Origin of the sequence: Plantibacter sp. ME-Dv--P-095, from assembly GCF_030209365.1 — a bacterium.
GTDB lineage: Bacteria > Actinomycetota > Actinomycetes > Actinomycetales > Microbacteriaceae > Plantibacter.
This window is the reverse complement of record NZ_JARVSB010000002.1, coordinates 90,609-117,144: the sequence shown is the minus strand read 5'-3', so window position 1 is coordinate 117,144 and position 26,536 is coordinate 90,609. Positions and strand designations below refer to the sequence as shown.

The 26,536-nt window shown below is 70.2% G+C and carries 27 protein-coding genes; 11 read left to right on the top strand and 16 right to left on the bottom strand.

All coding sequences use genetic code 11. The annotated features are described in order from the left end of the window. The first annotated feature begins 176 nt into the window (after window positions 1-176). From QRN26_RS01620 to QRN26_RS01605, 4 genes are all read left to right on the top strand, one after another. Window positions 177-1,907 (top strand): dihydroxyacetone kinase family protein, encoded by a 1,731-nt coding sequence (locus QRN26_RS01620; RefSeq protein ID WP_285035025.1) that lies wholly within the window; start codon window positions 177-179, stop codon window positions 1,905-1,907. Between the two features lie 30 nt (window positions 1,908-1,937). Continuing rightward, window positions 1,938-2,399, top strand: coding sequence for a ribose-5-phosphate isomerase (locus QRN26_RS01615; RefSeq protein ID WP_056013815.1), 462 nt, complete (start codon window positions 1,938-1,940; stop codon window positions 2,397-2,399). Then, window positions 2,399-3,208: a triose-phosphate isomerase family protein gene (locus QRN26_RS01610; RefSeq protein ID WP_285035024.1), complete on the top strand. Its 810-nt coding sequence runs from the start codon at window positions 2,399-2,401 to the stop codon at window positions 3,206-3,208. The genes QRN26_RS01615 and QRN26_RS01610 overlap by 1 nt, the downstream gene beginning before the upstream one ends. Window positions 3,209-3,310: 102 nt before the next feature. Next, entirely contained in the window at window positions 3,311-4,024 is a 714-nt protein-coding gene (locus tag QRN26_RS01605) for a GntR family transcriptional regulator (RefSeq protein WP_285035023.1), read from the top strand. 115 nt (window positions 4,025-4,139) lie between these two features. Here QRN26_RS01605 and QRN26_RS01600 read toward each other — a convergent pair whose 3' ends face one another. The 6 genes from QRN26_RS01600 to QRN26_RS01575 form a co-directional block, all read right to left on the bottom strand. After that, window positions 4,140-5,513 (bottom strand): MFS transporter, encoded by a 1,374-nt coding sequence (locus QRN26_RS01600; RefSeq protein ID WP_056776815.1) that lies wholly within the window; start codon window positions 5,511-5,513, stop codon window positions 4,140-4,142. Between the two features lie 274 nt (window positions 5,514-5,787). Further along, a complete protein-coding gene (locus tag QRN26_RS01595) occupies window positions 5,788-6,561 on the bottom strand; it encodes an SDR family NAD(P)-dependent oxidoreductase (protein WP_056013803.1) in 774 nt (257 codons plus the stop codon). A gap of 61 nt (window positions 6,562-6,622) precedes the next feature. Continuing rightward, window positions 6,623-7,576, bottom strand: a complete 954-nt coding sequence (locus tag QRN26_RS01590) for a 3-hydroxyacyl-CoA dehydrogenase family protein (RefSeq protein ID WP_056776820.1) — start codon at window positions 7,574-7,576, stop codon at window positions 6,623-6,625. A gap of 26 nt (window positions 7,577-7,602) precedes the next feature. Next, window positions 7,603-8,574, bottom strand: a complete 972-nt coding sequence (locus QRN26_RS01585; protein WP_285035022.1) for a sugar phosphate isomerase/epimerase family protein — start codon at window positions 8,572-8,574, stop codon at window positions 7,603-7,605. 188 nt (window positions 8,575-8,762) lie between these two features. Further along, entirely contained in the window at window positions 8,763-9,458 is a 696-nt protein-coding gene (locus QRN26_RS01580) for an LON peptidase substrate-binding domain-containing protein (RefSeq protein WP_235526861.1), read from the bottom strand. Window positions 9,459-9,557: 99 nt separating this feature from the next. After that, window positions 9,558-9,779, bottom strand: a complete 222-nt coding sequence (locus QRN26_RS01575; protein WP_285035021.1) for a hypothetical protein — start codon at window positions 9,777-9,779, stop codon at window positions 9,558-9,560. Between the two features lie 209 nt (window positions 9,780-9,988). On the opposite strand from QRN26_RS01575, the gene QRN26_RS01570 reads away from it, so the two are divergent. Beyond that, window positions 9,989-10,207, top strand: coding sequence for a hypothetical protein (locus QRN26_RS01570; protein ID WP_194671151.1), 219 nt, complete (start codon window positions 9,989-9,991; stop codon window positions 10,205-10,207). A 75-nt stretch (window positions 10,208-10,282) separates the two neighbouring features. Here the strand turns inward: QRN26_RS01570 and msrA are convergent, their stop codons facing one another. The 3 genes from msrA to QRN26_RS01555 form a co-directional block, all read right to left on the bottom strand. Further along, complete coding sequence (gene msrA, locus QRN26_RS01565; RefSeq protein WP_056013794.1) at window positions 10,283-10,831, bottom strand: peptide-methionine (S)-S-oxide reductase MsrA; 549 nt, start codon at window positions 10,829-10,831, stop codon at window positions 10,283-10,285. 147 nt (window positions 10,832-10,978) lie between these two features. Then, complete coding sequence (locus QRN26_RS01560; RefSeq protein ID WP_285035020.1) at window positions 10,979-11,626, bottom strand: MOSC domain-containing protein; 648 nt, start codon at window positions 11,624-11,626, stop codon at window positions 10,979-10,981. Between the two features lie 54 nt (window positions 11,627-11,680). Then, window positions 11,681-12,784 carry a LacI family DNA-binding transcriptional regulator gene (locus QRN26_RS01555; RefSeq protein ID WP_285035019.1) on the bottom strand — a complete coding sequence of 368 codons (1,104 nt, stop codon included), beginning with the start codon at window positions 12,782-12,784 and terminating at the stop codon, window positions 11,681-11,683. 93 nt (window positions 12,785-12,877) lie between these two features. On the opposite strand from QRN26_RS01555, the gene QRN26_RS01550 reads away from it, so the two are divergent. Beyond that, on the top strand, window positions 12,878-14,869 hold the full coding sequence (locus tag QRN26_RS01550) for an aldo/keto reductase (RefSeq protein ID WP_285035018.1): 1,992 nt from the start codon (window positions 12,878-12,880) through the stop codon (window positions 14,867-14,869). Between the two features lie 373 nt (window positions 14,870-15,242). Here the strand turns inward: QRN26_RS01550 and QRN26_RS01545 are convergent, their stop codons facing one another. The 4 genes from QRN26_RS01545 to QRN26_RS01530 are packed head-to-tail and all read right to left on the bottom strand — an operon-like array spanning window position 15,243 to window position 20,078. Beyond that, window positions 15,243-16,349 (bottom strand): ABC transporter permease, encoded by a 1,107-nt coding sequence (locus QRN26_RS01545; protein WP_285035017.1) that lies wholly within the window; start codon window positions 16,347-16,349, stop codon window positions 15,243-15,245. Next, window positions 16,346-17,359, bottom strand: a complete 1,014-nt coding sequence (locus QRN26_RS01540; protein ID WP_056013784.1) for an ABC transporter permease — start codon at window positions 17,357-17,359, stop codon at window positions 16,346-16,348. The genes QRN26_RS01545 and QRN26_RS01540 overlap by 4 nt, the downstream gene beginning before the upstream one ends. After that, window positions 17,356-19,047, bottom strand: a complete 1,692-nt coding sequence (locus QRN26_RS01535) for a sugar ABC transporter ATP-binding protein (protein ID WP_285035016.1) — start codon at window positions 19,045-19,047, stop codon at window positions 17,356-17,358. Before QRN26_RS01535 ends, QRN26_RS01540 begins: the two co-directional genes overlap by 4 nt. Further along, entirely contained in the window at window positions 19,044-20,078 is a 1,035-nt protein-coding gene (locus tag QRN26_RS01530; RefSeq protein ID WP_082498773.1) for a sugar ABC transporter substrate-binding protein, read from the bottom strand. Before QRN26_RS01530 ends, QRN26_RS01535 begins: the two co-directional genes overlap by 4 nt. 268 nt (window positions 20,079-20,346) lie before the next feature. Here QRN26_RS01530 and QRN26_RS01525 point away from each other — a divergent pair, with 268 nt between their 5' ends. The 3 genes from QRN26_RS01525 (at window position 20,347) to QRN26_RS01515 (ending at window position 22,692) form a co-directional block, all read left to right on the top strand. Beyond that, entirely contained in the window at window positions 20,347-21,018 is a 672-nt protein-coding gene (locus tag QRN26_RS01525) for a FadR/GntR family transcriptional regulator (protein ID WP_285035015.1), read from the top strand. A gap of 36 nt (window positions 21,019-21,054) precedes the next feature. Continuing rightward, window positions 21,055-22,122 carry a hypothetical protein gene (locus QRN26_RS01520; RefSeq protein ID WP_285035014.1) on the top strand — a complete coding sequence of 356 codons (1,068 nt, stop codon included), beginning with the start codon at window positions 21,055-21,057 and terminating at the stop codon, window positions 22,120-22,122. Between the two features lie 117 nt (window positions 22,123-22,239). Next, window positions 22,240-22,692, top strand: a complete 453-nt coding sequence (locus QRN26_RS01515; RefSeq protein ID WP_056776848.1) for a hypothetical protein — start codon at window positions 22,240-22,242, stop codon at window positions 22,690-22,692. A 64-nt stretch (window positions 22,693-22,756) separates the two neighbouring features. On the opposite strand, the gene QRN26_RS01510 is transcribed toward QRN26_RS01515, so the two are convergent. Together QRN26_RS01510 and QRN26_RS01505 are read right to left on the bottom strand one after the other, a co-directional pair. Further along, window positions 22,757-23,929 (bottom strand): sensor histidine kinase, encoded by a 1,173-nt coding sequence (locus tag QRN26_RS01510; protein WP_056013776.1) that lies wholly within the window; start codon window positions 23,927-23,929, stop codon window positions 22,757-22,759. Continuing rightward, window positions 23,926-24,621 (bottom strand): response regulator transcription factor, encoded by a 696-nt coding sequence (locus tag QRN26_RS01505; RefSeq protein ID WP_056013773.1) that lies wholly within the window; start codon window positions 24,619-24,621, stop codon window positions 23,926-23,928. The genes QRN26_RS01510 and QRN26_RS01505 overlap by 4 nt, the downstream gene beginning before the upstream one ends. Window positions 24,622-24,776: 155 nt before the next feature. On the opposite strand from QRN26_RS01505, the gene QRN26_RS01500 reads away from it, so the two are divergent. Then, window positions 24,777-25,454: a M15 family metallopeptidase gene (locus tag QRN26_RS01500; protein WP_285035013.1), complete on the top strand. Its 678-nt coding sequence runs from the start codon at window positions 24,777-24,779 to the stop codon at window positions 25,452-25,454. Window positions 25,455-25,460: 6 nt separating this feature from the next. Here QRN26_RS01500 and QRN26_RS01495 read toward each other — a convergent pair whose 3' ends face one another. Next, a complete protein-coding gene (locus tag QRN26_RS01495) occupies window positions 25,461-26,159 on the bottom strand; it encodes a metalloregulator ArsR/SmtB family transcription factor (protein ID WP_285035012.1) in 699 nt (232 codons plus the stop codon). A gap of 115 nt (window positions 26,160-26,274) precedes the next feature. On the opposite strand from QRN26_RS01495, the gene QRN26_RS01490 reads away from it, so the two are divergent. Beyond that, window positions 26,275-26,535 (top strand): DUF6458 family protein, encoded by a 261-nt coding sequence (locus QRN26_RS01490; RefSeq protein ID WP_056013767.1) that lies wholly within the window; start codon window positions 26,275-26,277, stop codon window positions 26,533-26,535. Window position 26,536 lies beyond the last annotated feature (1 nt).

Genomic DNA, 26,536 nt, shown 5'->3' with positions numbered 1-26,536 from the left:
GGACGACGCCGAAGCGCCTTCGCGTGCCGCGGCAGGCCGATGCCCGACCGTCCCGATGCACCGTCGGGCCCCTGCGTCGTGCAACCCAGGGTTCCGCTCGGTTCCAATATCCTATAGGATTATCGCGATGTACCGGCTGGTGCCGGAACGACGGACTCGATGACGAGGAGATGCAGATGACCAGGCTCTGGAACCGGCCGGCGGACTTCGCCGATGAGATGGTGGACGGCTTCGTCCGAGCCAACGGTCGTTGGGTGCGCAAGGTCTCCGGTGGCGTCTCCCGGTCCACGCGGTCCGCCGAACCGGAGGTCGCGCTCGTCATCGGCGGCGGGTCGGGGCACTACCCCGCGTTCGCCGGCCTGGTCGGCCCCGGCCTCGCCCACGGTGCGGCGATGGGCAACCTGTTCGCCTCCCCCTCGGCCCACCAGGTCGAGAGCGTCATCCGCGCGAGCGAACAGGGCGAAGGCGTCCTGCTCAGCTACGGCAACTACGCGGGGGACGTGCTGCACTTCACCGCCGCCCAGGACGCCGTGCGCGCCGACGGCATCGACTGCCGCACGGTCACCGTGACCGACGACATCTTCAGCGCCCCGGCGACGGAACTCCAGAAGCGCCGCGGGATCGCGGGCGACCTGACCGTCTTCAAGGTCGCGGGCGGAGCAGCAGCCAGCGGCTACCGCATCGACGACGTCGAGCGCGTCGCGATCCTCACGAACGCCCGCACCCGCTCGATGGGCGTCGCGTTCTCCGGATGCACCCTGCCGGGTGCCGACGAGCCCCTGTTCTCCGTCCCGGAAGGGCGGATGGCCGTCGGGCTCGGCATCCACGGCGAACCCGGCATCGACGAGACCGACATCCCGTCCGCCGACGGCCTCGCCGAGCTGTTCGTGCGGCACCTGCTCGACGGCGCCGAGATCCCCGAGGGCGTCACGGTGGACGGGGCGCGCGTCGTCCCCATCCTCAACGGTCTCGGCTCGGTGAAGTCCGAGGAGCTCTTCGTCGTCTACGACCGCGTCGCGACCCTCCTCGAGGACGCCGGCGTCACCCTCGTGGACCCGCAGGTCGGCGAATTCTGCACGAGCTTCGACATGGCCGGCGTCTCCCTGACCCTGCTGTGGGTCGACGAGGAGCTCGAACGGCTGTGGGGCGCGCCCGCCGACACCCCGGCCTACCGCACCGGCGCGGTGGACACCGGCGCCCTCGAGACCGTGACCGCCGAGGACACCGAGACCGCCGAGTTCGTCGTTCCGGAGGCGTCCGCCGAGTCACAGGAGTCCGCGGCCGTCGTCGCCACGGCCATCACGGCCATCCACGAACTGATCGCGGAGCACGCCGACGAACTCGGCCGCCTCGACGCCATCGTCGGCGACGGCGACCACGGCATCGGGATGGACCGCGGGGCGACCGCAGCCGCCGAGGAGGCCGAACGTCTGCGAGCGGCCGGCGCCGGCGTCGCGACCGTGCTCGACCGAGCGGGCGACGCCTGGTCCGACCGGGCCGGCGGCACGTCCGGAGCCCTCTGGGGCGTCATGCTGCGCACCCTCGGCGAGCGCCTCGGCGACACCGAACGCCCGACGGCCACCGCGGTCAGCGAGGGCGTCACCGCCGCGAAGGACGCCGTCATGCGCTACGGCAAGGCCTCCGTCGGCGACAAGACCCTCGTGGACGCCCTCGTCCCGTTCGCCGACACCCTGGCAGCACGCGTCGGCGACGGCGACGATCTCCCCACCGCTTGGATCGCGGCGGCCGCCGTGGCGACCACGGCCGCCCACGACACGGCCGGACTCATGCCCGGCATGGGTCGCGCCCGATCGCACGGCTCGAAGGCCGTCGGCGTCGAGGATCCCGGAGCCGTCTCCCTCGCCCTCATCGTCGAACGCGTCGGCGCCCTGCTGTCCGACCACTGACCCGTCCCGCACTCCCACGAAAGGCACACCATGACCCGCACCTGGCGAATCGTCATCGGCTCCGATGACGCCGGTTACGACTACAAGGAGATCCTCAAGCGTGACCTCGAGGCGAGCGACCTGGTCGCCTCGGTGGTCGACGTCGGGGTCGACGCCGACGGCCACACCAACTACCCGACCGTCGCGGTGACGGCCGCGGAGATCGTCGCCCGCGGCGAAGCCGACCGGGCCCTGCTCATCTGCGGCACGGGCCTCGGCGTCGCGATCGCGGCGAACAAGGTCCAGGGCATCCGGGCCGTCACCGCCCACGACGGCTTCTCCGTCGAACGCGCCGTCCTCTCCAACGACGCCCAGGTGCTCTGCATGGGCCAGCGGGTCGTCGGCATCGAGCTGGCCCGCCGCAACGTCCGCGAATGGCTCACCTACGAGTTCGACACCACCAGTGCGTCGAACGACAAGGTGCAGGAGATCAGCGCGTACGAAGCCTCCTGATGACCCACCACCCCCGCCCGATCCTCGTCGGCGTGAGTCTGAAGATGTACTTCGGCCACGTGCAGACGCTCGACTGGTGCTCGGCCGTCGCGGGGGTCACGGCCGAGCACCACGCCCTCCGGAGCGGCGCCGCCGAGCTGTTCGTCATCCCCGGGTACCTGTCGATGACCGGGGCGGTCGAGCGGCTCCGCGGCGTCGCCTCCGTCGGGGGTCAGGACCTCGCGACCGAGGACAGCGGTGCGTTCACGGGGGAGGTCAGCGGCGCAGCGCTCCGCGAGGTCGGCTGCGAAGTCGTCGAGGTCGGGCACGCCGAACGTCGTCGACTGTTCGGCGAGACACCGGACATCGTCCGCGCGAAGACCACCGCCGCCCTCCGCAACGGACTCGCTCCCGTGCTCTGCATCGGCGAGGCTGCGCAGGGCGACCCCGAGGACGCGGCCGCCTCCTGCATCGAGCAACTCGACGACGCCCTGTCCGGAGCACTGGCCGCGGGGATCGTCGGCCGGGTCATCGTCGCCTACGAGCCGCACTGGGCCATCGGTGCCGCCGAGCCCGCCGCTCCCGACCACATCAGGACGGTGTGCGCGCGGCTCCGCGGCCATCTCGACGCGCTCGCCGAGCAGGGTTCGGTCGGCACCTCCTCGGCCGTCATCTACGGCGGCAGCGCCGGCCCCGGCCTGTTGACCACCATCGGCGACGCCGTCGACGGCCTCTTCCTCGGGCGGTTCGCGCACGACCCGGCGGCGCTCGCGCTCGTCCTGGATGAAGCCGCCGCCCTGCGGAGCACGGACGCCGACCTGCCACGATGACGCCGGACGGCCCCGTAAACTGGACCTCGACGATCATCGCGGCAGCTCGACCGGGGGTCCCCCTCCGTGACGACGCCCCGAGCACACATTTCGGAGACCGCCGTGGTTGATGCCGTCTTCCCGCTCGGCGCCTCCTCCTCGCTCGAACGCCGCGGGCTCCGCGACCGGGTCTACGAGCTGGTGCTCGACATGCTCCTCAGTTCGGGCATCGAGCCCGGCGCCCGGCTGTCGATCGACGCCATCGCCCGCGACCTCGACGTCTCCCCGACGCCCGTCCGCGAAGCGCTCGTCCAGCTGGAGCGCACCGGCCTCGTGACCCGCGTCACGCACAAGGGCTATCGCGTCGCCCCGCCCCTCGCCGACGATCAGCTCGAGGCGCTCTTCGACGCCCGCATCGTGCTCGAGAGCGGCGCGACCGCCCTCGCCGCAGCCCAGGCCGACGACCTCGTCCCAGCCCTCGAGGTCGCCCTCGCCCAACACGTCGAGATGACCGCCAGGGTGCGGGCGTCCGCGTCGACCGGCGACATCCCCGTCGCCCTCCTGCGGGAGTACTTCGCGGTCGACTGGAACTTCCACCACCTCATCTTCGAGGGCACCCGCAACCCGTTCCTCCTCGACATGTCCGAGGGCATCTCGACCCGGGTGCACCGCATGCGCCAGACGGTGGAGACGGGCGTCACCGACGCCGACCAGGCCGTGGTCGAGCACCGGGCGATCCTCGAGGCCTTCGCCGAGGGGCCGGAGGCCGCCGCGGCCGCCATGCGCTCCCACATCGAGCTCGTCCGCATGCGCGCCCGGAGCGACGCCGAGCACTGAGCCGCGCTGCTCCGGTCCCTGAGCCCCGCTCCTCCGGTCCCTGAGCTTGTCGAAGGGCGTACAGAACGGGGCCGACCGCGTGAGCGATCGACCCCGTCCGGGCGCTGCGTCGTGCCTAGTGCGCCGTGCGGTTCGCCGTCGTCTCGAGGAGTTCGTCCGCCTTGGCGCCGCGGAAGTACCTCGTGCAGTACAGCATCGCCGCCGCGAGGAACGCGAAGACGCCGAGCGACACCACACCCCACGCGCCGCTGTCGGTCGGGACGCTCTCGTTGATCCCGGTCCGCATGATCGGCGCCACGAAGCCGCCGAGGTTACCGAGCGAGTTGATGAGGCCGATGCCGGCCGCTGCAGCGGTTCCGGTGAGGAACGCCGTCGGGTAGGCCCACGTGATCGGCCCGACCGAGAGGAAGCTCGCCACGGCGATCGTGATGAACAGGATCCCGAGGAACGGCTGGTTGTTCGCGCCGGCCCAGGCCGAGGCCAGGATGAAGACACCGGTCGAGATGTAGAACATCGTGCCCCAGGTGCGGCGACGGACGACGGTGTTCGCGTTGCGGCCCACGTAGTAGCAGGCGAACAGACCCACGAGCCACGGGATGGCCGCCACGAGACCGACCTGCCAGCCGACGTCCTGGCCGATGAGGTTGGCCACCTGCTGCGGCAGGTAGAACGTCGTCCCGTAGACCGCGATCTGGAGGCAGAAGTAGATGATGGTGAAGTACCACACCTTCCAGCTCGTCATCGCCTTGGCGATACCGGTCGGGCCGTCCGACTGCCTGACGGTGTCCTCGCGTTCCATCGCGGCCGTCAACGAGTCCTTCTCCGATTGGTTCAGCCACTTCGCCTGCTGTGGCGAGTTGGTGAGGAAGTAGAGCGCCGCGAACCCGGCAAGGACCGCGAGCATGCCCTCGGCGAAGAACATCACCTGCCAGCCGTGCCACGGGGTCAGGGCGTCGCCGAAGCTGATGAGGCCACCGCTCAACGGGGCACCGAGCATCTGCGAGAACGGCTGCGCCAGGTAGAAGATCGAGAACATCTGAACGCGGACCTTGTTCGGGAACCACTCCGACAGGAACATGATGACGCCCGGGAAGAGCCCGGCCTCGGTCACGCCCAGCAGGAACCGCAGGATGATGAACATCGTGTCACCCGTGGTGAACGCGAACAGGGCGGCGACGATGCCCCAGGTCACCGCGATGCGGGCGAGCCAGAACCGCGCGCCGAACTTCTTCAGCAACAGGTTGCTGGGGATCTCGAAGATCGCGTAGCCGATGAAGAAGATGCCGGCGCCGAGGGCGAAGGCGCCGTTGGAGATGCCGCGGTCGACGCTGAGCGCCTCCTCGGCGAATCCGACGTTCGTGCGGTCGAGGAACGCGACGAAGTACAGGATGACGAGCATGGGCATCAGGTGCTTCGACGCCTTGCGGATCGCCGACTTCAGGGCCGGATCGTTGGTCGATCCGATCGCCGGCGGATTGGGTGTGGACAAGACACTCTCCTTTGAGATGACTGGTGCGGGTGGGCGCTGCTGGTACTGCTGGTACTGCTGCTGCTGCGTGAGGTGGTCAGGAGACCAGTGACGGGATGATCATCCAGAGGCCGATGCCGACGAAGACGATGCCGAGGCCGAGGAAGATCAGTCGGGACTTGGTCCACTGACCGGTGAGGTGCTGCATGTGCTGCTCCGTTCGCTCGTGGTGCGGGGTGGTGCATGCACCGGCCGCACCCGGGATCGGGGCGGCCGGCTCGGTGCGGGAGACGACTCAGTGCATGTAGAGGCCACCGTCGACGTTCAGCGTCTGGCCGGTGACGAAGCCGGCGTCCTCGCTGATGAGGTAGGCGATCGCGGCGGCGATGTCGCGCGGGGTGCCGATGCGCGGGAGGACGCCATCGGCGGCCATCGCCGTCTTGCGCTCCTCGGTCAGGGTGCCGCCCATGATGTCGGTGTCGATGGGGCCGGGCGAGATGGCGTTGACGGTGATGCCGTCGTGACCGAGTTCGCGCGCGACGCTGCGGGTGAAGCCGATGACGCCGGCCTTCGCTGCCGAGTAGGCGGTCTTGCTGAACGTGCCGCCGCCGCGCTGGGCGGAGACGGACGACAGGCTGACGACGCGTCCGACGCCGTTCGCCACCATCGACTCCACCGCACGACGGGTCGTGTAGTGGACGCCGTTGAGGTTGATGTCGATGACGCGCTTCCACTCGTCGGCACCCACCTCGAGGTACGGCACGGGCGAGGCCACACCGGCGAGGTTGACGAGCGCGACGAGCTGCGGGAGGGCGGACTCGAGGGCGTCGAACGCGGCACGCACCTGTGCCTCGTCCGCGACGTTCGCCCCGGCTCCGGCCGCCTGCACGCCGTGCTGCTCCGCGATCTCCGCGGCGACGGCCTGCGCGGCCGCCTCGTCGAGGTCGATGATCCCGATGTTCCACCCCAGCTCGGCGAGGTGGTGGGCGGACGCGCGCCCGATGCCGCGCGGGGAAGCCGCCCCGGTGAGGACGACGGTCTTGGACTCGGGGAAGGTGGTGGCGGTCATGGCCGGCCTTTCTGCGTGAGGGGTCGAGGGCTGTGGTGTCCGGTCGGACCGGACGGCCGGCTCAGTGGATGGGGGCCGGCCCGAGCTCGTCCATGAGCTGCTTGATCGCGACGTAGGCCTTGTTGCGGTAGGCGATGAGTTCCGGCGTGCGGTCCGCGGGCACGTCGAGGTAGCCGGCACCCGACTTGGTGCCGAACTTGCCGGCGTCGACGAGCTCCTTCAGGGAGTCCGGCGTGGCGAAGCGCTCGGGCCAGCGGGTCTGGAGCGAGGCGTAGCAGAACGAGTACACGTCGAGCCCGGCCATGTCGGCGATCGCGAACGGCCCGAAGACGGGCAGCCGGAAGCCGAACGTCGTGCGCACGATGGTGTCGATGTCCTCGGCCGTCGCGACACCCTCCTCGACGAGCTGCGTCGCCTCGTGGAACAGGGCGTACTGCAGGCGGTTGAGCACGAAGCCGGTGGAGTCCTTGACCCGGGCGGTCTCCTTGCCGGTGGCGGCGACGATCTCCTCGACGGTCGCGATGGCCGCATCGGCGGTGGTCTCGTGCGGGATCAGTTCGACGCCGGGGATGAACGGTGCCGGGTTCGAGAAGTGGACGCCGAGGAACCGTTCCGGGTTCGTGACGGCCTCGGCGAGCGAGCCGATGAGGATGGTCGAGGTGTTCGAGCCGATGATCGCGTCGGGCGAGGCCGCTGCGCTGATGCGGCGGAGGGTCTCGTGCTTGATCTCGATCTTCTCGGGGACGGCCTCCTCGATGAAGTCGGCACCGGTGACGGCCTCCTCGATGGACGCGGCCGGCGAGACGTTCGCGCGGATCCGCTCGACGGCGTCGGCGGGGAAGAGGCCGTCGGCGACGAACTGCTCGGCCTCGGCGATGAGGCGGTCGTAGTTCTTGCGCGCGATCTCCTCGGAGATGTCGGCGATGCGGACGGTGGCGCCGGACAGTGCGAGCACCTGGGCGATGCCGCCGCCCATGTACCCCGATCCGACGACGGCGATGGTGTGTGCGGTCATGGTGTCACTCCTGTTGGTCGTCGTGGTCAGGCCTGCGGCAGCAGGGTCCTGATGTACTTCTGGTTGGTGGAGCACATGCCGAGGCTGTCGCCGCCGTAGTGCTCGGCCAGGATGATGCCGTTGAAGCCGAGCTCGACGGCGTCACGGAAGACCTGGCGGTAGTTGATGAGGCCGGCCTCCATGGTGGAGGGGACGGACGTCGCCCAGCTGCCGTCGGCCGACTCGTCACGCGTGTAGTTCTTCACGTGCATGTAGTTGGCGTACGGCAGGGTCTTGGCGAACAGCTCGCGCCAGTCCTCGACGGGGCGGTGCAGGCGGATGAGGTTCGCGACGTCGGGGTTCAGGCCCACGTTGTCGAGGCCGACCTCCTCCACGAAGCGGACCGCGCTGTCGGCGGTGCCCAGGTAGGTGTCCTCGTACAGCTCGAGGGCGAGGGGCAGCCCGACGTCCGCGGCGTGCTTGCCGAGTTCGCGGATGCGGCTGACGGCCGCATTCCACACCTCGGGGTCGTCGGGGTCCTTCGGTCCCTGGGCGGTCCAGAACCAGAGCGCCTTCCGCTGCGCCTCGCTGAAGGGCTGGTGCAGACCGGTCGAGAAGACCTGCATGCCCCACTCCGCGGCGGCGTCGATGGTGCGGTGTGCGTACTCGAGGTTCCGCTCCTCGTGGCCCGGCATGATCACGCTCTGGCGCTGCAGGTGGACGGAGGGGACGCCGACACCGTGCGATTTGGCGATGGCGAGGAACTCGTCGCGACGCGAGGGTTCGAGGTCGGCTGGGCGCACGTGACTGTCGGGCAGTTCGGCGAGGGTGAAGCCGACGCCGGCGACCTGTGCGAAGAGGTCGTCCCAGGCTTCGGGCTCGGCGTCGTGCAGTGAGACGCCGTTGCGGTCGACCGGTGGGATGCCGTGGAGGCACGTGGCGATGGGCCAGGTCTCAGCGGTCCAGGTGGTCTTCGACGCCGCCGGGTTCGGCGATGCGGTCGCGTTCGTATCCGTCATGATGCTCCATTGCGCTCAGGGACTGCTGCCCGGGGATGATGCTCCCGGTGAAAAAGATCCTATAGGAAATAGTAAACCGTTTCCGGGAATGCGCAAGAGCACGCCGACAGGCTCGGTGACCGAGCGCGCCGACCACCCCGCCGACCGAAGCGGCGCGGGGTCACCGAGCCTGTCGAGGTGCAGTCGCCTCAGCTGCCGAGGATGTCCCAGTCCTCGTCGTCCGCGTCGGCGATGCCGCCCGCGATGAACGCCTCGCCGGCCTCGGTCGCGCGATCGCGCACCGCGAGCAGCAACTCCTCGAGGGAGCCTGCTGCGAGGAACCGCATCTGGTCGAGCTCGCTCACCGGTGCGATGCCGGCGAGCTGCCACGACGACTCGAGCGGGTCGTCGGCGAGTTCGACCACCGAAGCCCACTGCTGCTCGCTGAACTCGCTCGCCACGGCGAGCGAGCGACGGACGGCCGCCTCGGTCTCGCCGCGCAGCGACTCGAAGCGGTCGTCCCACTCCAGGTCGTCGAGGGTTCGGATCTCGGCACGCGGATACGGGTCGTCCGGCAGCCAGTCGGTGACCTCGAAGCGCTGCCCGCCCTCGGCGATCACCGCGACGAAGCCCTCGCCGCCGTCGACCTCGACGATCTCGGCGACCGTGCCCGTCCGGAAGCGGTGTTCGCCGCCGCCCGTCTCGCGGCCGCGCTCGATGAGCACCACGCCGAACGCGGGGTCCTCTGCCTCGAGGAGGTGGGCGAGCATCGTGAGGTAGCGCTCCTCGAACAGCCGGAGGGCGAGCGGCATGTGCGGGAACAGCACGGAGCCGAGCGGGAACATCGGGAGCTCGAGGACGGGGAGCCCGGAGGCCCAGGGCTCGGCACTGAAGGAGTCGGTCATGTCAGCCTCCCTCCGTCTCGCAGGTCCCACCGGGTACCGCCCGGCGAACCGCCCACCTGAACCGTGCTGCGATCATAGTCGCCGGACACCGGAGGCGGCTCAGTCGCCGAGGACCGCTCGCAGCGCCTGATCGAACCGGATCGCCCGATCGATTTCGACCGCCGTCTCGTAGTCGGCCCCACGCAGGGCGACGTGCAGCGGCCAGTCCACGTCGATGAACCCGATTCGCCGGGTGCCCTCGAAGACGCTGAAGCGGTCTGGCGTGAGCTGCTCCACCCAGGCTCGGCGGAGTTCAGACGTCTCGCTACCGGTGGAGCCCATGGAACGACCTCTCTCGGCAGGTGAAACGACCGGGTCCGGACAACCCCTCGAAGTATCTCGACTGTCTAGCTATCTCCGCCGTGCTTCATCATGACAGCACCGACGACCGATGGACAACTCCGTATCCATCAGACGAAAAGAGCGCCTCCACGACATCGTTGCGAGATCGTGGCGCGATGGTCCGCGGATCCTCAGGAAGCGTCCGTAGGATGCTGATCGTGGGGTGGAAGTGGCCGTGGGGACGCAAGCGCATCGTCGATGCGCCGGTCGATGCCGGGTCCGATCCCTACCTCCAGTACCTGGAATGGGTACGCCTGGGCAAGCCGTCGCTCGCGTCACCCGACGATCCGCCGCTCACCTTCGACCCCCGGTTCGCGCCGAGGCTCGCGTCCGACGCGGTCAACTCCTCGCGCGCTGACGGCGTCTGACCCACCGCGTCTGCAGCACGGTCCTTACACAGCACAGCGCCCGACACCAGTGGTGCCGGGCGCTGCGATGACGGACTATGCGGTGGCCTGCTCAGCGACCGCCTCGCGACGCGGGAGCTTCCAGCCCGGGCGCACGAAGTGGCAGGTGTAGCCCCACGGGATGCGCTCCAGGTAGTCCTGGTGCTCAGGCTCGGCCTCCCAGAACTCGGACACCGGCTCGACCTCGGTGACGACCTTGGCCGGCCACAGCCCGGACGCGTCGACGTCGGCGATGGTGTCGCGTGCGACGCGCTCCTGCTCGGGTGAGGTGAAGAAGATCGCCGAACGGTAGCTCAGGCCGACGTCGTTGCCCTGGCGATTCTTGGTCGACGGGTCGTGGATCTGGAAGAAGAACTCCAGGAGCTCGCGGAAGGACAGCTTGCTCGGGTCGAAGACGACCTCGAGGGCCTCCGCGTGGGTGCCGTGGTTGCGGTAGGTGGCGTTGGCGACATCGCCACCGCTGTAGCCCACGCGCGTCGACTTCACACCCGGCATCTTCCGGACGAGGTCTTCCATGCCCCAGAAGCATCCGCCGGCCAGCACCGCTCGCTCGGTCGTCGTGCTCTGCTCGTCTGCTGCACTCATCGTGACTCCTCCTTCGTGCCGAGCACCGTGCGGGGTCCCCGCGTGCTCCGGTCTTCGGCTCCATGGTATGCAACAGCGTCCGCTTCCGGACTGTTCCGCCCGGGGCTTGCACTCAGCGGTCGCACAGGTGTGAGGACACGACGGTGCTCAGACGGTCCGCTTGCGACGGAGCTGCTTGATCGATTCGTGGATCTCGGGGGCCAGCGCCACGGCACCCGACTGCTCCGACTGTTCGAGGGCGACGGCTTGGGTCTCGTCCGCCGCGGCGAACCAGGAGGCGATGGTCACGCCATGGCCGGGCTGCCGGACGATCTCGATCGTGTCGCCCGCCTGGACCGTCCCGCTCTTGACCACCTTGAGGTAGGCGCCGGGCCGTGCCGCGTCGGCGAAGCGCTTCACCCAGCGCGGCTCGCGGAGCCGACGCTGGAACGTGCCGCACGGGGTGCGCGGGCACGTCACCTCGACGACGAGGGTGTCGCCGATGCGCCAGCGTTCACCGATCTCGGCGCCGTTCACGTCGAGCCCCTGCGTGCGGAGGTTCTCACCGAACAATCCAGGGGTGATCTCGCGACCGAGTTCGCCCTCCCAGAACTGCGCGTCCTCCTCGGCGTAGGCGTAGAGCGCCTTCGTGAGGCCGCCGTGGTGCTTGCGGTCGGCTTGCACGTCGCCGTAGAGCCCCATGGGCCGCACGTGCAGCGGCTCGTCGACCGCGCGCTTGTCGATGGCGGTGACGCCGATCGACCCGTCGTCCATCTGGAGGGCGTCGACACGGCAGAGGGCGAGGAGTTCAGGCATGGGACCAGTCTGCCGTGTCCCGGGAGCAGGCAGCGGCACGGCGCCCGGTCAGGCTCAGGCGGACTCGCGCACGACGAGCGAGACGCCCACCGTCCGCCGGACCGTCGGCCCCGTCAGCGGCAACGAGCCGGACATCATGCCGTCGAGCAGCTCCAGGCTCAGTCGGGCGAGGTCGCGCTTGTCCACGGCGACGCTCGTCAGCTCGGGGGTGACGAAGCGGCCGAGGTCGAGGCCGTCGATGCCGATCACCGCGACATCCTCCGGCACGCGCACCCCGGCGCGCGCGAACCCCTTGAGCACCCCGACCGCCATGACGTCGTTGAAGACGAGGACCGCGTCGACCTCGGGGAAGGCGTCGCGGCAGCGGAGAGCTGCGGCGACGCCGCCCTGGTGGGTGTCGTCCGCCCACGTCTCCGAGGCCTCCGACCAGGGCAGACCGCGCTCCGCGAGGAACGCCCGATACGCGAGGCGACGCCCGGACGGCTCGGCCGAGGCGTCGATCATCGCGATGGAGCGCCGACCGGTTGCTGTGAAGTGGGCGATGGCCTGACGGATGCCGTCGTCGAAGTCGATGTCGACGCCGGCCACCGGCGCCGCAGCCGAATCCCCCGCCGCTGCGGGATCGTCGTGCTCGCGGGCGCGCTGGTCGCCGAGGGACACGAAGGGGATGGCCGCGAACGCCCCCTGCAGGGCGCCGTGGTCGGCGCCGTTGCGTCCGACGACCGCGTCGACCTGTCTCGCGAGTTCGGCGAGCTGCGCGCGTTCCGCGTCGGGGAGCTCGGGACCCCGGTCGGCAGCGGTCGGCCGCTCGCCCGAGGCGCCACCCGCTCCCCCGACCTCGGCGACCAGCACGGTCCACCCGCGCTCGGCGGCCTGCTGCACGAGTGCCGCGGCGAGTTCCGGGTAGTAGGGGTTCCGCAGGTCGTCGACGACGAGACCGAGCGTCGTGGTGCGCCCACTGACGAGGTGCTGTGCGGCCCGGTTCGGCCGGTAGTTGAGTGACGCCGCGACCTCGATGACGCGTTGCCTGGTGGCCTCGCTGACGTCGCGCATGCCGTTGAGCGAGCGGGTCACGGTCTGCCTGGAGACCCCGGCGACCCGGGCGACGTCGATGATCGTCGCTCGTGCGGGAGCCTGATCGTCGCGGGGTCTGGTCATGGACACATCGTACTGATACCATCGCCGTGAACGTTCACGGTAGCGTTCACGAAGACCACAGAACCGCCGATCAACGTCGAGGAGCACCACCACATGGAACACGTCGCCTGGGGAATCATCGGACCCGGAACCATCGCGGAACGCTTCGCGACGCAACTGCGCGAGAGTCGCACCGGGCGCCTCGCGGCCGTCGCCAGTCGCGATGCGGCCCGCGCCCAGGAGTTCGGCGATCGCTTCGGCGACGGCACGGCACCCGTCCGCGCCTACGATTCCGTCGCCGAACTGCTGGCCGACCCGGACGTCGACGCCGTGTACATCGCCACCCCGCACACCGAGCACGTCCGGCTCGTCATCGAAGCCGCCGAGGCCGGCAAGCACATCATCAGCGAGAAGCCGCTCTCGGTGAACCGCGCCGGAGCGATGCTCGCCGCGGAGACCGCCCGTCGCGCCGGGGTCTACCTCGCCGAGGCGTTCATGTACCGCTTCCACCCGCAGACGGCCAAGCTCGTGGAGCTCGTGTCCTCCGGCACCATCGGCGAGATCCAGCACATCGAGGCGTCGTTCGCCTTCGCCGCGAACCTGCCCGCCGACCACCGACTCATGAACCCGGAGCTCGCCGGCGGCGGCATCCTCGACGTCGGCGGCTACCCCGTCTCGATCGCGCGCCTCATCGCCGGTGCCGCCGTGGGCGCGCCGTTCGCCGACCCGACGGAGGTCACCGGCAACGGGACCATCGGTTCGACGGGCGTCGACGAATGGGCCAGCGCATCACTCGTCTTCCCCTCCGGCATCACGGCGCACGTCACCAGCGGTGTCCGGGTGCAGGACGACAATCGTGTCGTCGTCACGGGCTCGGCCGGGCAGATCATCGTCGCCGATCCGTGGCTGCCCTCCGTCGAGGACGGCTCGACGATCGAGATCCGCACCATCACGGGCACCGAGTCGATCCTGATCCCCGGAGCACCCCAGTACGCGATCCAGGCCGACGCGCTCGCCGAGTTCGCCGATGCCGGACAGGCGCCGCAGATGCGTTGGGCCGACTCGATCGGCAACGCCGCCACCCTCGACCGTTGGCGGGCCGCGATCGGCCTCGAGTACCCCTTCGAGTCGATCGACACGGACGTCCCGACCGGTTCCGGCCGTCCGCTCACCGTGCGTGCCGAACTGCCGATGCCCACCGGTCGGATCGCCGGCATCGACCACGACATCTCGCGACTGGTCATGGGTGTCGACAACCAGGAGACCCTGCCGCAGGCCTCCGCGATGTTCGACGACTTCTTCGAGCGCGGCGGCAACGCCTTCGACACCGCCTGGCTGTACGGCGACGGACTCCAGGAGCAGCTCCTCGGGCGGTGGCTCGCGAACCGCGGTGTCCGCGACGACGTCGTCGTGATCGGGAAGGGTGCGCACACGCCGTTCTGCGACCCCGAGTCGATCTCACGTCAACTGTTCGAGAGCCTCGAGCGGTTGGGGACCGACCACCTCGACCTGTACCTCATGCACCGCGACAACGTGGAGGTGCCGGTCGGTGAGTTCGTCGACGTGCTGAACGAGCACGCCGAGGCCGGCCGCATCCGCGCCTTCGGTGGGTCGAACTGGTCGATCGAACGGTTCGAGGAGGCGAACGCGTACGCCGCGGCACACGGGAAGCGCGGCTTCGCGGCGCTGAGCAACCACTTCGGTCTCGCGCGGGCGCTCGACGTGCCGTGGGCCGGCTGCGTGGAGGTGACCGACCCCACGAGCCGCGCCTGGCTCGAGGAGACGAAGACGCCGTTGCTGCCGTGGTCGTCGCAGGCTCGCGGGTTCTTCACGGGCCGTGCCGAGCCCGAGGACCTGTCGGATCCCGACCTCGTGCGCTGCTACTACAGCGACGACAACTTCGAGCGGCTCGCCCGTGCACGGAAGCTCGGTGCCGACCTCGGTGTCGCGCCGACCGCCATCGCCCTCGCCTACGTGCTGGCGCAGGACTTCCCGACCTTCGCGCTCATCGGGCCGCGGTCGATCGAGGAGACCCGCTCGTCGACCGACGCGCTGTCGCTGAAGCTGACGCCGGAGCAGGTGGCCTGGCTCGACCTGCGAGTCTGAGCGCGTCCCTCGGGTGGTGCCAGCGCGGTGCGCTGACGCGAGCGCGGGTCTGTGGCGGGGCGCCAGCGCGGTGCGCTGACGTCACCGCAGGTCTGTGACGTGAGCGCGGGTCTCCAGAGACCCGCGCTCAGTCGTGCGGGGCGCGCCCACGCCGAGTCGCGACGTCTCGCGTCAGCGCACCGCGCTGACCCGAGCGCGGGGCGTCGGGGCCCGACCACGCGTACCCGGCGCCAGCGCGGTGCGCTGGGCCTCGCCGCGGGTCATACGCGTGAGCGCGGGTCTCCAGAGACCCGCGCTCACGCGTATGGATCGCGCTCGCGTCAGCGCACCGCGCTGACCAGACCACACCACCACAGCGAGACTTGGAAGGACGTCAGGTGAGGGGTTTGCGGGCTCGGTCACGCGCGAGGAGGACACCGAGCAGCAGGATCAGGATGAGGACGACCCCACGCGCGAGGCCCTGCCAGTAGAAGGACAGGCCGATGAGGTTCATCCCGTTCGTCAGCAACGCGAAGATGAGTACTCCGACGAGCGTCCCGAAGAGGTTCGGCCGCCCGGTCCGGCTGAGCGTCGTCCCGATGAACACCGCACCGATGGAGTCGAGCACGTAGAGCTGCCCACTGTTCGCGACGAAACCGTTGCTCCGCGCCGCGAGGATCAGTCCGGCGATCGCCGCGATCCCCGCCGCGAAGACGAACGCGGTCGCCATCGACGTGCCCGCCATCCGCCCGGCGATCCGCGTGGCGGTCGGCTGCTCCCCGGCGGCCGTCAGCACGCGCCCCCAGCGACTCCGCTCGAGCGCCGCCCACACGATGAGGAGGACGATGACCGCGATGACGATGGGCGCGGCCACGCCGAGCAGCGAACCGGCACCCAGCCATGCGAACTCGTCCGGCACACTGCTGCGCGACAGGTAGATGGGCGAGCCGCCGTCGGTCGCCACCTGCTGCACGCCACCACCGATGAACCAGACGCTCAACGTGGCGAGGAACGGGCGGATGCGCAGCACGACGATGAGGAACGCGTTCACCGCACCCACGAGGAGGCCGACGACCAATCCACCGACGATCGCGACCCAGGCGACGTAGTCGTCCGCGAGGAGCGCCGAGGCGGTCAGCGCCGCGAGGTCGATGGCGACCCCGATCGACAGGTCGATGCCGCCGGCCCGCACGACGACCGTCATCGCCACCGCCGCCAGCAGGAGCAGGGCGTTCTGGTTGAGCACGCCGAGCAGGTTGTCGGCGGTCAGGAACGACGGCGACAGGACCGCGAAGACGATGAGCAGGACGGCGAGCACGGTCGGGGCGAGGGCCTGCGGGACGGCCGCCCCGAGTCCGCTGACCGTCAGGGTGGAGAGCGGACCGCCGGCCCGCTTGCCCGAGCCAGCCCCCCGGCGACCCGGAGTGTCGTTCCGCCGGCCCCCGCTGGTGGTGGACGAGTCGGCTGCGGACGTGGCGTCCTCCCGGGTGTCGATGCTCATCGCTTGACGCTCCGTTCACGGATCGCGGCGACGGCGAGGACCAGCAGGATCAGCACACCCTTGGTGATGCCGATCCACTGGCTCGGGACGCCGAGCTGACTGAACCCGTTCGTGAGGATCGCGACGAACACGGCGCTGAACAGCGTGCCGGTGATCGTGACGACCAGGCGACGGGAGAACGCGATCGAGAGGAAGGTCGCGAGGAGGATGTCGATCAAGGACTGCTCCCCGATCCCCGGGAGGGCCGCGGAGAGCCGACTCGTCATGAGCACCCCCGCGATGCCGGCGAGCACGGCGGCGAGCACGTAGCTCCCGACGAGGTGGCGGTTCACGCTGATCCCGGCGACCCGCGCGGCGGTGGGGTTCTGACCGACGGCGGCGTTCCGCACACCCCAGCTGGTGCGACCGGTGGCGAAGGCGACGATCGCGAAGACGATCACGAGCACCACGACCGCGGCCGGGACCCCGAGCACATGACCGCTCCGCAGCCAGACGAGTCCTCCGTCGGACACGGGCACCTTCACGTTGTCGGTGATGACGATGGTGAGGCTCGTGACGATGCTCATCATGGCGAGCGTGACGAGCAACGGCCGGATCCCGGCGACCACGACGAGCCCGTTCACGAGCCCGATGAGCGCGGTGGCGCCGAGGCCGAGGAGCAGGGCGAGCGGCAGGCCGAGCTGGGCCTGCAGCAGGACCGCGACGAGTGCACCGGAGAAGCCCAGGACGGCGCCGATCGAGAGGTCGATACCGCCACGCACGACGTCCTCACCACCCGTCACGACGACGACGGACAAGCCGAAGGCGGCGATGGCGTAGACCGCGGACTGGGTCAGGATCGTCGCGAGGTTGGCGGGATCGAGGAAGCCGGGTGACGCGACCGCGAAGACGACGATCTCGATCACGACGATCGCGTAGCCGATCAGCCCGAGTCGGGACACCGGGCGGCGCTTCGTCGTGGACTCGGCGGCGGCCGAGGGCGCGGCGGGCGGTGCGGACAGGGCGGTCATGCGGAGGCTCCTCGGGTGGGCGATGCTGCGTTCCGGGAGGTGGTCGAGGGCCCTTCGACAGGCTCAGGGTCCGGGGATGGCTCAGGGACCGGGGATGGCTCAGGGACCGAGGCGAGCTCGGCGACGCCCGTCGACCACGCGAGGATCGTGTCGGCCGTCGCCTGCGACCGCGGAAGCTCCGTGCGGATGGTTCCGCGGTAGAGCACGAGCACGCGGTCGGCGAGGCCGATGAGTTCCTCGAGGTCGACGCTCACGAGCAGCACCCCGGCGCCCTGCGCGACGAGCGCGTCGATCTCCGCGTAGATCTGCTGGCGCGAGCCGATGTCGACCCCGGAGGTGGGCTGATCGAGCACGAACACGGTCGATCCGGCCGCCAGCCAGCGACCGAGGACGACCTTCTGCTGGTTGCCGCCGGAGAGGCTGCCGGCGACCGCGGCGTCGTTCGCCGGTCGGATGTCGAGCCGCTCGACGAGGTCGGCGGCGATCGCCCGCTCGCGTCGGCCGCGCAGGATGCCGCCGAGGCCCGTGATGCGGTCGAGCGCCGCGAGCGTCAGGTTCTCCCGTACCGACTGCCGGTTGAGGATGCCGTCGCGGTGGCGGTTCGCCGGCACGTAGGCGCCGCCGGCGCGGACGAAGGCACGCGGCGACCGGATGGTGCCGCCGGCGCCGAGGCGCACCGCGCCACCGTGGGCGCGGAGGCCGACGACGGCGTCGGCGAGCTCCTCGAGCCCGGAGCCGACGAGGCCGGTGACCCCGACGATCTCACCCGGCCGCACCGTGATCGAGACGCCGTGGAGCCGGTCCGGCACCGTCAGCGCGTCGATCGCGAGGACCGGCTCGCTCCCCGCGTCCGCCGCGACGCGTTCACCGTCGCCGAACTCGGTGACACTCCGGCCGACCATGAGCTGCACGATGGCGTCGAGCGTGGCGTCGGGGTCGGCGAGATCGAGCGCACCGACGCGTTCGCCGTTGCGGAGGACGACGACGCGGGACGCGATGTCGCGCACCTCCTGCAGGTAGTGGGAAATGTAGATGACGGCGACACCCTCGGCCTGCAGGGCGCGGACGGTGCGGAACAGGCGCTCCACGTCCCCCGCGGCGAGCGGGGCCGTCGGTTCGTCGAGCACGAGGACGCGCGGGCGGGTGATCGTCGCGATCGCCAGCTGCAGGAGTTGCTGCTCGGCCACGCTGAGTTCGTCGACGAGCGTGCCGCCGGGGACGTCGAGGCCGACGAGGTCGAGCAGCTCGCGTTCGGCCCGGCGGTCGAGCTGCCGGCCCGTGAGGAACGCGGTGCGTGAGCCGAGGAACAGCTGCTCGGCGACGGTGAGTCGTCCGGCGAGGTGGCGGTCCTGGTGGATGACCCGGATGCCGAGGCGTTCGGCGTCGCCCGGGTTCCGGATGACGGCGGGTTCGCCATCGATCTCGATCGTCCCCTCGCTCGCCGTGTAGAGCCCGGTGAGGATCTTGATGAGCGTGGACTTGCCGGCACCGTTCTCGCCGACGAGGGCGACGACCTCGCCGGGCTGCACCTCGAGGTCGACGTCGTGCAGCACGCGGACGCCGCCGAAGTCCTTCGCGATACCCCGCATGGTCACCGCCGGCACGGGTGAGCCGGACGCAGCCGCACCGGGCCGACCGTCCAGCGTGCGCTGGGCGGTCGACTCGTCGATCGAGGTGCGGTCCGTCATTCCAGGCCGAGCCGCTTGCGCTCGTCGGCGACGTTCGCCTTGTCGATGAACACGGCGTCGAGGTAGGTGCTCAGCGGCACCTCGTCCTGCTGTCCACCGAGGTACCGGGCGACGTTGTCGGCGCTCGTCGTGCCGAACAGGGTCGGCTGCTGCGCGACCGTGAACTGGTAGACCGAGGCGGGGTCCTCGATGAGGTCGAGCGCGCCGGGCTCGGCGTCGACGCCGTACACCTTGATCTCGTTCCGACCGGCTGCGTCGATGGCCTGCGCGGCACCGATGGCCGGGAGGTCCCAGCACGACCACACGGCCGAGATCTCGCCCTTCGGGTACCTGGTCAGGGCGTCGTTCGTCTTCTGCTTGGCGTCCTCGATGGTGCCCTCGTAGACGTCCTGCAGCTCGGGCTCGATGACCTCGATGTTCGGGTAGTTCTTCAGCACCAGCTTGAACTCGTCGTACCGGATCTGGCAGGGGGTGACGTCGTAGAAGCCGTTGAAGACGAGCACCTTGCCCTTCCCGCCGATGTCCTCGGCGAGCGTGCGGGCGAGCGTGGAACCGATCTGCCAGTTGTCGGAACCGATGTTGTTCACCGAGTTCTCGCTGGCGTGGTCGATGGTGAAGACGGGGATGTCGGCGTCCTTCGCCTGCTGCAGCGCCGGCGCGAGCGTCGTGGCGTCGCCGAGGATGACGACGATCGCGTCGACCTTCTGCGAGACGAGGTTCTCGACGTTGGCGAGGTGCTTGTCGTCCTGCGCATCGGCCTGGGTCGCGACCACCTTCGCGCCGAGCTCCTCCAAGCGGTCCTGGACGCCCTGGTAGGTGAGGCGACCGAAGTCGCGCACGACGTCCTTCGCGGCCACACCGACGGTCTTGCCCTCGAGCGAGGGGACGTCGGCGTCGGACGCAGCGGAGCTGGCCGCGGGGCCGCTCGTCGACTCGCCGGACGAGGACTGCTTCAGCGAACAGCCGGTGGCGAGACCGGCCACGACGGCCAGCGAGATGATGGACAGCGCGAGGCGCGATCGACGACGCATGGGGACTCCAGAGGACGGTGGGGCGCGGGACGGTGCGGGGGTGGGTCGGGGCCGCCGTCCGCTGTCGGTGCGGGCGTGAGCTGCACCGGGACGTCGGGGTTGCAGTAACAGTAGGGACGGACGGGGAGGGCCGCGAGAGGGCGCTCAACCTGACGTAACACAACGCCTGGCGGGGACCGGCAGCCGGGCCCGGCCACGCGAAACGTCGGATGTATCATGGCGCGAGGCGGTGCGACCGACGACCGCCGCGCATGAGCAGGGGGTCTTCATGGCAGTCACCGACGAGGCGATCGCGCGGATCCAGGCGATGATCGTCTCGGGCGATCTCAAGCCCGGGCAGCGGCTCCCTCCGGAGAAGGAACTCAGCGAGACGCTCGGGCTGTCGCGCAGCTCACTCCGCGAGGCCGTGAAGGCACTGGAACTCATCCGCGTGCTCGACGTGCGTCGCGGCGACGGCACCTACGTCACGACGCTCGAACCGAGCCTGCTGCACGAGGCGATGTCGTTCGTCATCGACATGCACGCCGACGGCTCCCTCATCGAGATGTTCGAGGTGCGCCGGATCCTCGAACCGTCCGCGTCGGTGATGGCGATCCAGCATCTCGACGACGAGAAGATCGCCGAACTGCGCGCGATGGTCGACGAGGTGGACGAGTCGACCACGGTCGAGGACCTCGTCGCGCACGATCTCCAGTTCCACGCCCGCGTGATCGAGCTGAGCGGCAACGCCTACCTCGCGAGCCTGTTGGCCGCCCTCGGCAGCAAGACGGTCCGCGCCCGCATCTGGCGCGGCCTCACCGAGGAGAAGGCCGTCGCCCGCACCCTGCAGGAGCACCACGCGATCGTCGACGCCCTGGAGCGACGCGACATCGAACTCACCCGGGCCCTGGTGACCGTGCATGTGAGCGGCGTGGAGAGCTGGCTCCGCCGCTCGATGTGACCGAGGCCCGCGATCGGGGGCGGGTAGCGTGTGGGCATGGACAGCACGATCGACACCCGAGCGCTCATCGACCCGGTCGACAGCGAGGCCATGGCGAAGGCGCCCGCCTACCACCGCGCGCCCTCCGCGCGGCTGTTCATCGGCCTGATCGCGGGAGTCGTCGTGGTCGTCGTCGCCGGGTTCGTCCTGTTGGGAACGGTGTCCTCGGCCTCTCGAGGCGGCTCCGGCCCGACGCCGCTGCTCGGGATCGGACTCCTCGCGGCCGCCGCCGTCGCAGTGGTCGCGGTCCTCTCCTGGCGCACGAGGCGCATCAAGCGCTTCCGCCTCTCCCAGTTCGCCGCAGCCAACGGGATGACCTACACCGCCGACCTCAGCTACCCGCCGTTCCCCGGCATGATCTTCGGGATCGGATCGTCGCGGCAGGCCACCGACGTGCTGCGGGGCGCTCGTCCCCGCCCCGTGGAGTTCGGCAACTACCGGTACACGGTCCGCCACGGGAAGAGTTCGACGACGCACCACTGGGGGTACGTCGCGGTGAAGCTCGACGTCCCCCTGCCGAACATCGTGCTCGATGCGATCGGCAACAACGGGTTCGGCTCGAACCTCCCGGCGGCGTTCCAGCGCGCCCAGCGGCTGTCGCTGGAAGGCGACTTCGACCAGCACTTCACGCTCTACTGCCCGGCCGGCTACGAACGGGACGCCCTGTACCTGTTCACCCCGGACATCATGGCGCGGTTCATCGACCACGCCGCCGAGCTCGACGTCGAGATCATCGACGACTGGCTGTTCCTCTACACGAAACGGGAGGTGTCGACGCTCGATCCCGACACCTGGGCGTGGCTGTTCGGGATCGTCGACGCCTTGACGACGAAGTTCGACCAGTGGGCACGGTGGCGGGACGACCGCCTCCAGCCGCAGTCGACCGGTGCATCGGGGCACCCGTCTGCACCGGGCACCCAGGCTGACGCTCCCGCCCTCGGGCTCATCAAACCGCCGCCGGGGGTCGCTCCGTCCGGCCGCAGGTTGCGACGATCCGGAACGTGGATCCCGGTCGCGTTCGTGGTCGGAACGGTGATCGTCTGGATCGTCATGCGCATGAACTGACCCCGTGGTTCCTGGGCATGTCGAGGACGTCTGGTGATCGACAGACGAGGACGGAACACCTCGGTTGCTGGGATGGGCGGATGACCGACACCGGTCGCCCTCAGAAAGGACCATCCCATGCGCAGATCCGCCGCCCTCGGCTTCGCCGTCCCCGTCCTCGCCCTCATGCTGGGGCTCACCGCCTGTTCCGGGACGACGGACGCACCGCCCGGAGGTGACGCGTCGCCGACCGCCGACGCCTACGCCCAGGCGTTCGACGACTACACGATCTCGCTCGCGGGTTGCCTGCGCGACCACGGGGTGGACGTCGTGGACCCCGAACCCGGTACGGCGATCACGCTCGACGGCAGCGACGTGATGAACCAGGCCTACGACGCCTGCACCACGGAACTCGGCCCACCGCCGGCGAACCCCGACCAGCCCACCAGGGGTGAGATCTCCGACGAACTACGGCTCCGCGCCCAGTGCCTGCGCGACCAGGGGTTCGACGTCCCGGACCCCGACGCGAACGGCGTGTGGGACCTGCCGGAGGACCTGTTCGACGAGGCCAGAGCCTGCGCCGTGCAGTGACGACCGCTCCCGCCGGGACGGCCGACCGATCCGTCGATCGGTCGGCCGTCCCGTCGTCGCGGGGTCAGGCGTCGTCCGGCTCGGGACCGTGCACGGCGGGCAGCAGCACCGTCACCTCGAGACCTCCGGCCGGCAGTGGCGCGAGGCGCAGCGAACCACCGTGCAGTTCGACGATCCGCGCACCGAGCGTCAGCCCCAGCCCGTTGCCCCGGTCGGGCCCGGCGGCGCGCGCGATCCTGGCGTCGCGGCGATCGAACGGCTCGACGAAGCGAGCGACCTCGTCGACGCCGAGGAGCGGTCCGGAGTTGCTGACGACCACGACCGCGCACTCGGCCGCGGACCGGTCGGCCTGCGGATCCCTGCCCACCCACACCGAGACCCACCCGCGCGGACCGCTGTTGTACCGCACGGCGTTCGACAGCAGGTTCGTCAGCAGCTGCTGGAGGAGCACGCGGTTGCCGAGCACGGCGGTGCTCCGGAGGGTCGAGGAGATCGCGACACCGGCATGGGCGGCGTCCGGTGAGACGAGCTGCGACGCGTCACGGACCACCGCCGCCAGGTCGACGGGCGAGGTCACGAGCGGTCGGCGGTCGAGCTGGTTCAACTGCAGGAGGGCCTCCACGATCGCGATCCCCCGCTCGTTCGTCTCGTGCAGCCGGCGGAGCGCGCGGTCGACGTCGCGGCCCTCCGGATCGGCCTGCGCCACCTCGATGAGCATCTTCATGGTCGCGAGCGGCGTGCGCAGCTCGTGCGAGGCATTGGCCGCGAACCGCTTCTGCGTGAGGAACGACTGCTCCAGGCGTGCGAGCATGTCGTCGAAGCGGTCGGCGAGTTCGCGGAACTCGTCGCGCGGACCCGTCATCGCGATGCGGTGGTCGAGCGAGCCCGCCGCGGCGGCCCGCACCGCGTCGTTGAGGTCGCGCAGCGGCCGCAGCACCCGACCGGCGACGATCCAGCCGACGCCGGTGCCGATCACGGCCATCGCGATGAGCGCGAGCATCGAGTAGTTGATGAGCGAGTCGCGGATCTCGCCGCGGGTGATGCCGGACAACTGCTCCGGATCGCCGGCCGGCGCGATCGGGTAGTCGGGGAAGCGCCAGATGATGACGTTGATGACGATCAGCGCGACGAGGCCCGTGACGACGGTGAAGGCGGCATACGTCGCGGTGAGCTTGACGCGGGCGGTGATGCGTGTCGGACGGGACGAGACCGGGCGCGCGGGCGACGCGGTGGTCATGCGCCGTCCACCCTCGTGGGCTCGTCCTCGCCCGGCGGGAGCACCCGGTACCCGACGCCCGGCACGGTGTGGATGACCCACGGCTCACCGAGCACCTTCCGGAGGGTCGACATCGTCACCCGGACGGCGTTCGTGAACGGGTCGGCGTGCTCGTCCCAGGCCCGTTCGAGGAGGTCTTCAGCGCTCACGACCCCACCCCTGGCCGCGAGGAGGACCTCCAGCACGGCGAACTGCTTCTTCGCCAGGCGCACGTACCGCCCGTCGCGGTACACCTCCCGACGGAACGGGTCGAGCCGCACCCCGGCGTACTCCAGCACCGGAGGCAGGGACGCGGCAGGCCGGCGCGCCAGCGAGCGCAGTCGCAGGACGAGCTCGCGCAGCTCGAACGGCTTCGTCAGGTAATCGTCGGCACCGATCTCGAACCCGCTCTCCTTGTCGTCGAGCTCGGCGGCGGCGGTGAGCATGAGCACGCGGCAGGGCAGCTCCCGGGCGACGATCCAGCGGCAGACGTCGTCGCCGTGCGTACCGGGGAGGTCGCGGTCGAGGACGACGACGTCGTAGCTGTTGACGGCGAGCCGTTCGAGCGCGGCGTCGCCGTCGAACACGAGGTCGGCGGCGAGCCCCTCGTGCTGCAGCCCCTCGAGGATGCTCTCGGCCAGGTACTGCTCGTCCTCGGCGATCAAGACACGCATGGAACCTCCGGTCGTCTGGGCGTCGTGTCGATCGTAGGCGGCCGGATGTTTCGGAACCGTCTGACGATCGCCCGACGCCCACGAGACCCCCGGGCGGCTGGACTGGGACCACGATCGCCGGACGTCGACCCGCGGTGGTCCGTGGAGGAGGAATCATGCGACACCAGGACTTCGACCAGCGGCGCCACCCGCGGCGACAGCACGCGACGCGACGGTCGGCAGCCGGCCGGCGCACCGCGAACCTGGCCGTCACCGTCCTCGCCGTCTCCGCCGTCGCCCTCGCCGCCGCGATCGCCCTGGTCGCGTGCACCGGCGTCGCGCCCGCGATCACGCGCGCGATCACCTCCTCGGCGGGGCAGCCCGATCTGGACGACGGTACGACCACGACCGACGGCGGGTTCGGGACCGCCGACGGCGTACTCGAAGAGAACCGCTTCACCGTGGACGACATCGCGCTGCCCGGCGTCGCGAACCTCGAACCGGACCTCCTCGAGGCGGTCCGGCAGGCGACCGAGGCCGCAGCCGACGACGACATCACGCTGTTCATCAGCTCGGGATGGCGGAGCACGGCCTACCAGCAGCATCTGCTCGACGAGGCGATCCTGCGGTACGGCAGCGAGGAGGCGGCCCGGCAGGTCGTCGCCACCCCCGAGGGTTCCTCGCACACCCGCGGGGCCGCCGTCGACATCGGTGCGACGGACGCCGACTACTGGCTCATCGAGCACGGTTCCGCGTTCGGCCTCTGCCAGACCTACGCGAACGAGATCTGGCACTTCGAACTGGCCACCACCCCGGGCGGCGACTGCCCGGAGCTGCTCCCTGACGCCGGGTGACCGCCGTCAGGCCAGTCCGTGCGGCGCCTCGTCACGGGGCTCCGCGGGCAGCGGTGCCAACCGGCTGACGAACTCGTCGACCCGGATCCGCAGGTCCCGGAACGCCTCGTCGAACGCCTCCTCGGTGGCGGTCAGGGCGGGGTCGGGGACGGACCAGTGCAGGTCGTCGCGGCCGACGAGTTCCTCGTGCGCCCGGTTGCAGACCGTGATGATGAAGTCGTCCGGCCGGAGGACCTCCTGCGTGCCACGCGGGTGCTGCGAACCGATCCGGACGCCGTGTCGTGCTGCCGCCCGCACCGCTCCCGGGTTCACCTCGTCGGCGGGACGACTGCCCGCCGAGGCGACCGGCACGGTGCTGCGGTCCAGCCAGAGCGCCTCGGCCATCCGGGACCGCGCGGAGTTGGCCGTGCAGACGAAGACCACGCGGCTCGGAACGCTGATCGGTTCCGGCGCGAGGCGGTCGAACGCGCCGGGGACGAGGCGGACGTAGTTGCGACGCCCGTCGGATTCCGACCGCGAGCGCGAGAGGATCCCCGCCTTCTGCAGGACGCTCAGGTGATGGGCGACGAGGTTCGAGCCCATCCCCAGCGCCGTCTGGATCTCCGTCGGCGACAGATCGCCCAGCGCGAGGAGGTCCACGATGCGCAGGCGGGCGGGCTCGGCGAGCGCGGCGAACTTGGACGCCCTTACCGCTAGCGACTCCACCGACACAACCCCCGTTGACTCAACCACGATTGACTCAATAATAGGCTGAGTCACCCGTCGGTCACGCTCGAGCACGCCCGCTCGACGCCCGGGTCACCTGGAGAAGGAGCTTGTCATGGGTATCGGAACCGGAATCGCCCTGATCGTCATCGGAGCCATCCTCGCCTTCGCCGTCAACATCGACGTCCCAGCCGTGGACCTCACCCTCATCGGGTACATCCTCATGGCAGCAGGTGCCGTCGTGTTCCTCATCTCGCTCATCCTCGTGCTGCGTCACCGCCAGGTGTCGTCGACGACGCGTTCCGCCGTCGACCCGAGCAGCGGCGAGCGCGTGACCCGCCGCAGCACCACCGACAACGACGGTCCCGTCCTCTGAG

What these genes read in the sequence shown, in the direction of transcription:
- QRN26_RS01620 (WP_285035025.1), top strand. Translation starts at nt 177, where the DNA reads ATGACCAGGCTCTGGAACCGGCCGGCGGACTTCGCCGATGAGATGGTG.
- QRN26_RS01580 (WP_235526861.1), bottom strand. Translation starts at nt 9,458, where the DNA reads ATGACCGACTCCTTCAGTGCCGAGCCCTGGGCCTCCGGGCTCCCCGTC.
- QRN26_RS01590 (WP_056776820.1), bottom strand. Translation starts at nt 7,576, where the DNA reads ATGACCGCACACACCATCGCCGTCGTCGGATCGGGGTACATGGGCGGC.
- QRN26_RS01585 (WP_285035022.1), bottom strand. Translation starts at nt 8,574, where the DNA reads ATGACGGATACGAACGCGACCGCATCGCCGAACCCGGCGGCGTCGAAG.
- QRN26_RS01525 (WP_285035015.1), top strand. Translation starts at nt 20,347, where the DNA reads ATGGCAGTCACCGACGAGGCGATCGCGCGGATCCAGGCGATGATCGTC.
- QRN26_RS01505 (WP_056013773.1), bottom strand. Translation starts at nt 24,621, where the DNA reads ATGCGTGTCTTGATCGCCGAGGACGAGCAGTACCTGGCCGAGAGCATC.
- QRN26_RS01610 (WP_285035024.1), top strand. Translation starts at nt 2,399, where the DNA reads ATGACCCACCACCCCCGCCCGATCCTCGTCGGCGTGAGTCTGAAGATG.
- QRN26_RS01575 (WP_285035021.1), bottom strand. Translation starts at nt 9,779, where the DNA reads ATGGGCTCCACCGGTAGCGAGACGTCTGAACTCCGCCGAGCCTGGGTG.
- QRN26_RS01560 (WP_285035020.1), bottom strand. Translation starts at nt 11,626, where the DNA reads ATGCCTGAACTCCTCGCCCTCTGCCGTGTCGACGCCCTCCAGATGGAC.
- QRN26_RS01550 (WP_285035018.1), top strand. Translation starts at nt 12,878, where the DNA reads ATGGAACACGTCGCCTGGGGAATCATCGGACCCGGAACCATCGCGGAA.
- QRN26_RS01500 (WP_285035013.1), top strand. Translation starts at nt 24,777, where the DNA reads ATGCGACACCAGGACTTCGACCAGCGGCGCCACCCGCGGCGACAGCAC.
- QRN26_RS01530 (WP_082498773.1), bottom strand. Translation starts at nt 20,078, where the DNA reads ATGCGTCGTCGATCGCGCCTCGCGCTGTCCATCATCTCGCTGGCCGTC.
- QRN26_RS01515 (WP_056776848.1), top strand. Translation starts at nt 22,240, where the DNA reads ATGCGCAGATCCGCCGCCCTCGGCTTCGCCGTCCCCGTCCTCGCCCTC.
- QRN26_RS01570 (WP_194671151.1), top strand. Translation starts at nt 9,989, where the DNA reads ATGCTGATCGTGGGGTGGAAGTGGCCGTGGGGACGCAAGCGCATCGTC.
- QRN26_RS01510 (WP_056013776.1), bottom strand. Translation starts at nt 23,929, where the DNA reads ATGACCACCGCGTCGCCCGCGCGCCCGGTCTCGTCCCGTCCGACACGC.
- QRN26_RS01520 (WP_285035014.1), top strand. Translation starts at nt 21,055, where the DNA reads ATGGACAGCACGATCGACACCCGAGCGCTCATCGACCCGGTCGACAGC.
- QRN26_RS01615 (WP_056013815.1), top strand. Translation starts at nt 1,938, where the DNA reads ATGACCCGCACCTGGCGAATCGTCATCGGCTCCGATGACGCCGGTTAC.
- QRN26_RS01535 (WP_285035016.1), bottom strand. Translation starts at nt 19,047, where the DNA reads ATGACGGACCGCACCTCGATCGACGAGTCGACCGCCCAGCGCACGCTG.
- QRN26_RS01490 (WP_056013767.1), top strand. Translation starts at nt 26,275, where the DNA reads ATGGGTATCGGAACCGGAATCGCCCTGATCGTCATCGGAGCCATCCTC.
- QRN26_RS01545 (WP_285035017.1), bottom strand. Translation starts at nt 16,349, where the DNA reads ATGAGCATCGACACCCGGGAGGACGCCACGTCCGCAGCCGACTCGTCC.
- QRN26_RS01555 (WP_285035019.1), bottom strand. Translation starts at nt 12,784, where the DNA reads ATGACCAGACCCCGCGACGATCAGGCTCCCGCACGAGCGACGATCATC.
- QRN26_RS01595 (WP_056013803.1), bottom strand. Translation starts at nt 6,561, where the DNA reads ATGACCGCCACCACCTTCCCCGAGTCCAAGACCGTCGTCCTCACCGGG.
- msrA (WP_056013794.1), bottom strand. Translation starts at nt 10,831, where the DNA reads ATGAGTGCAGCAGACGAGCAGAGCACGACGACCGAGCGAGCGGTGCTG.
- QRN26_RS01540 (WP_056013784.1), bottom strand. Translation starts at nt 17,359, where the DNA reads ATGACCGCCCTGTCCGCACCGCCCGCCGCGCCCTCGGCCGCCGCCGAG.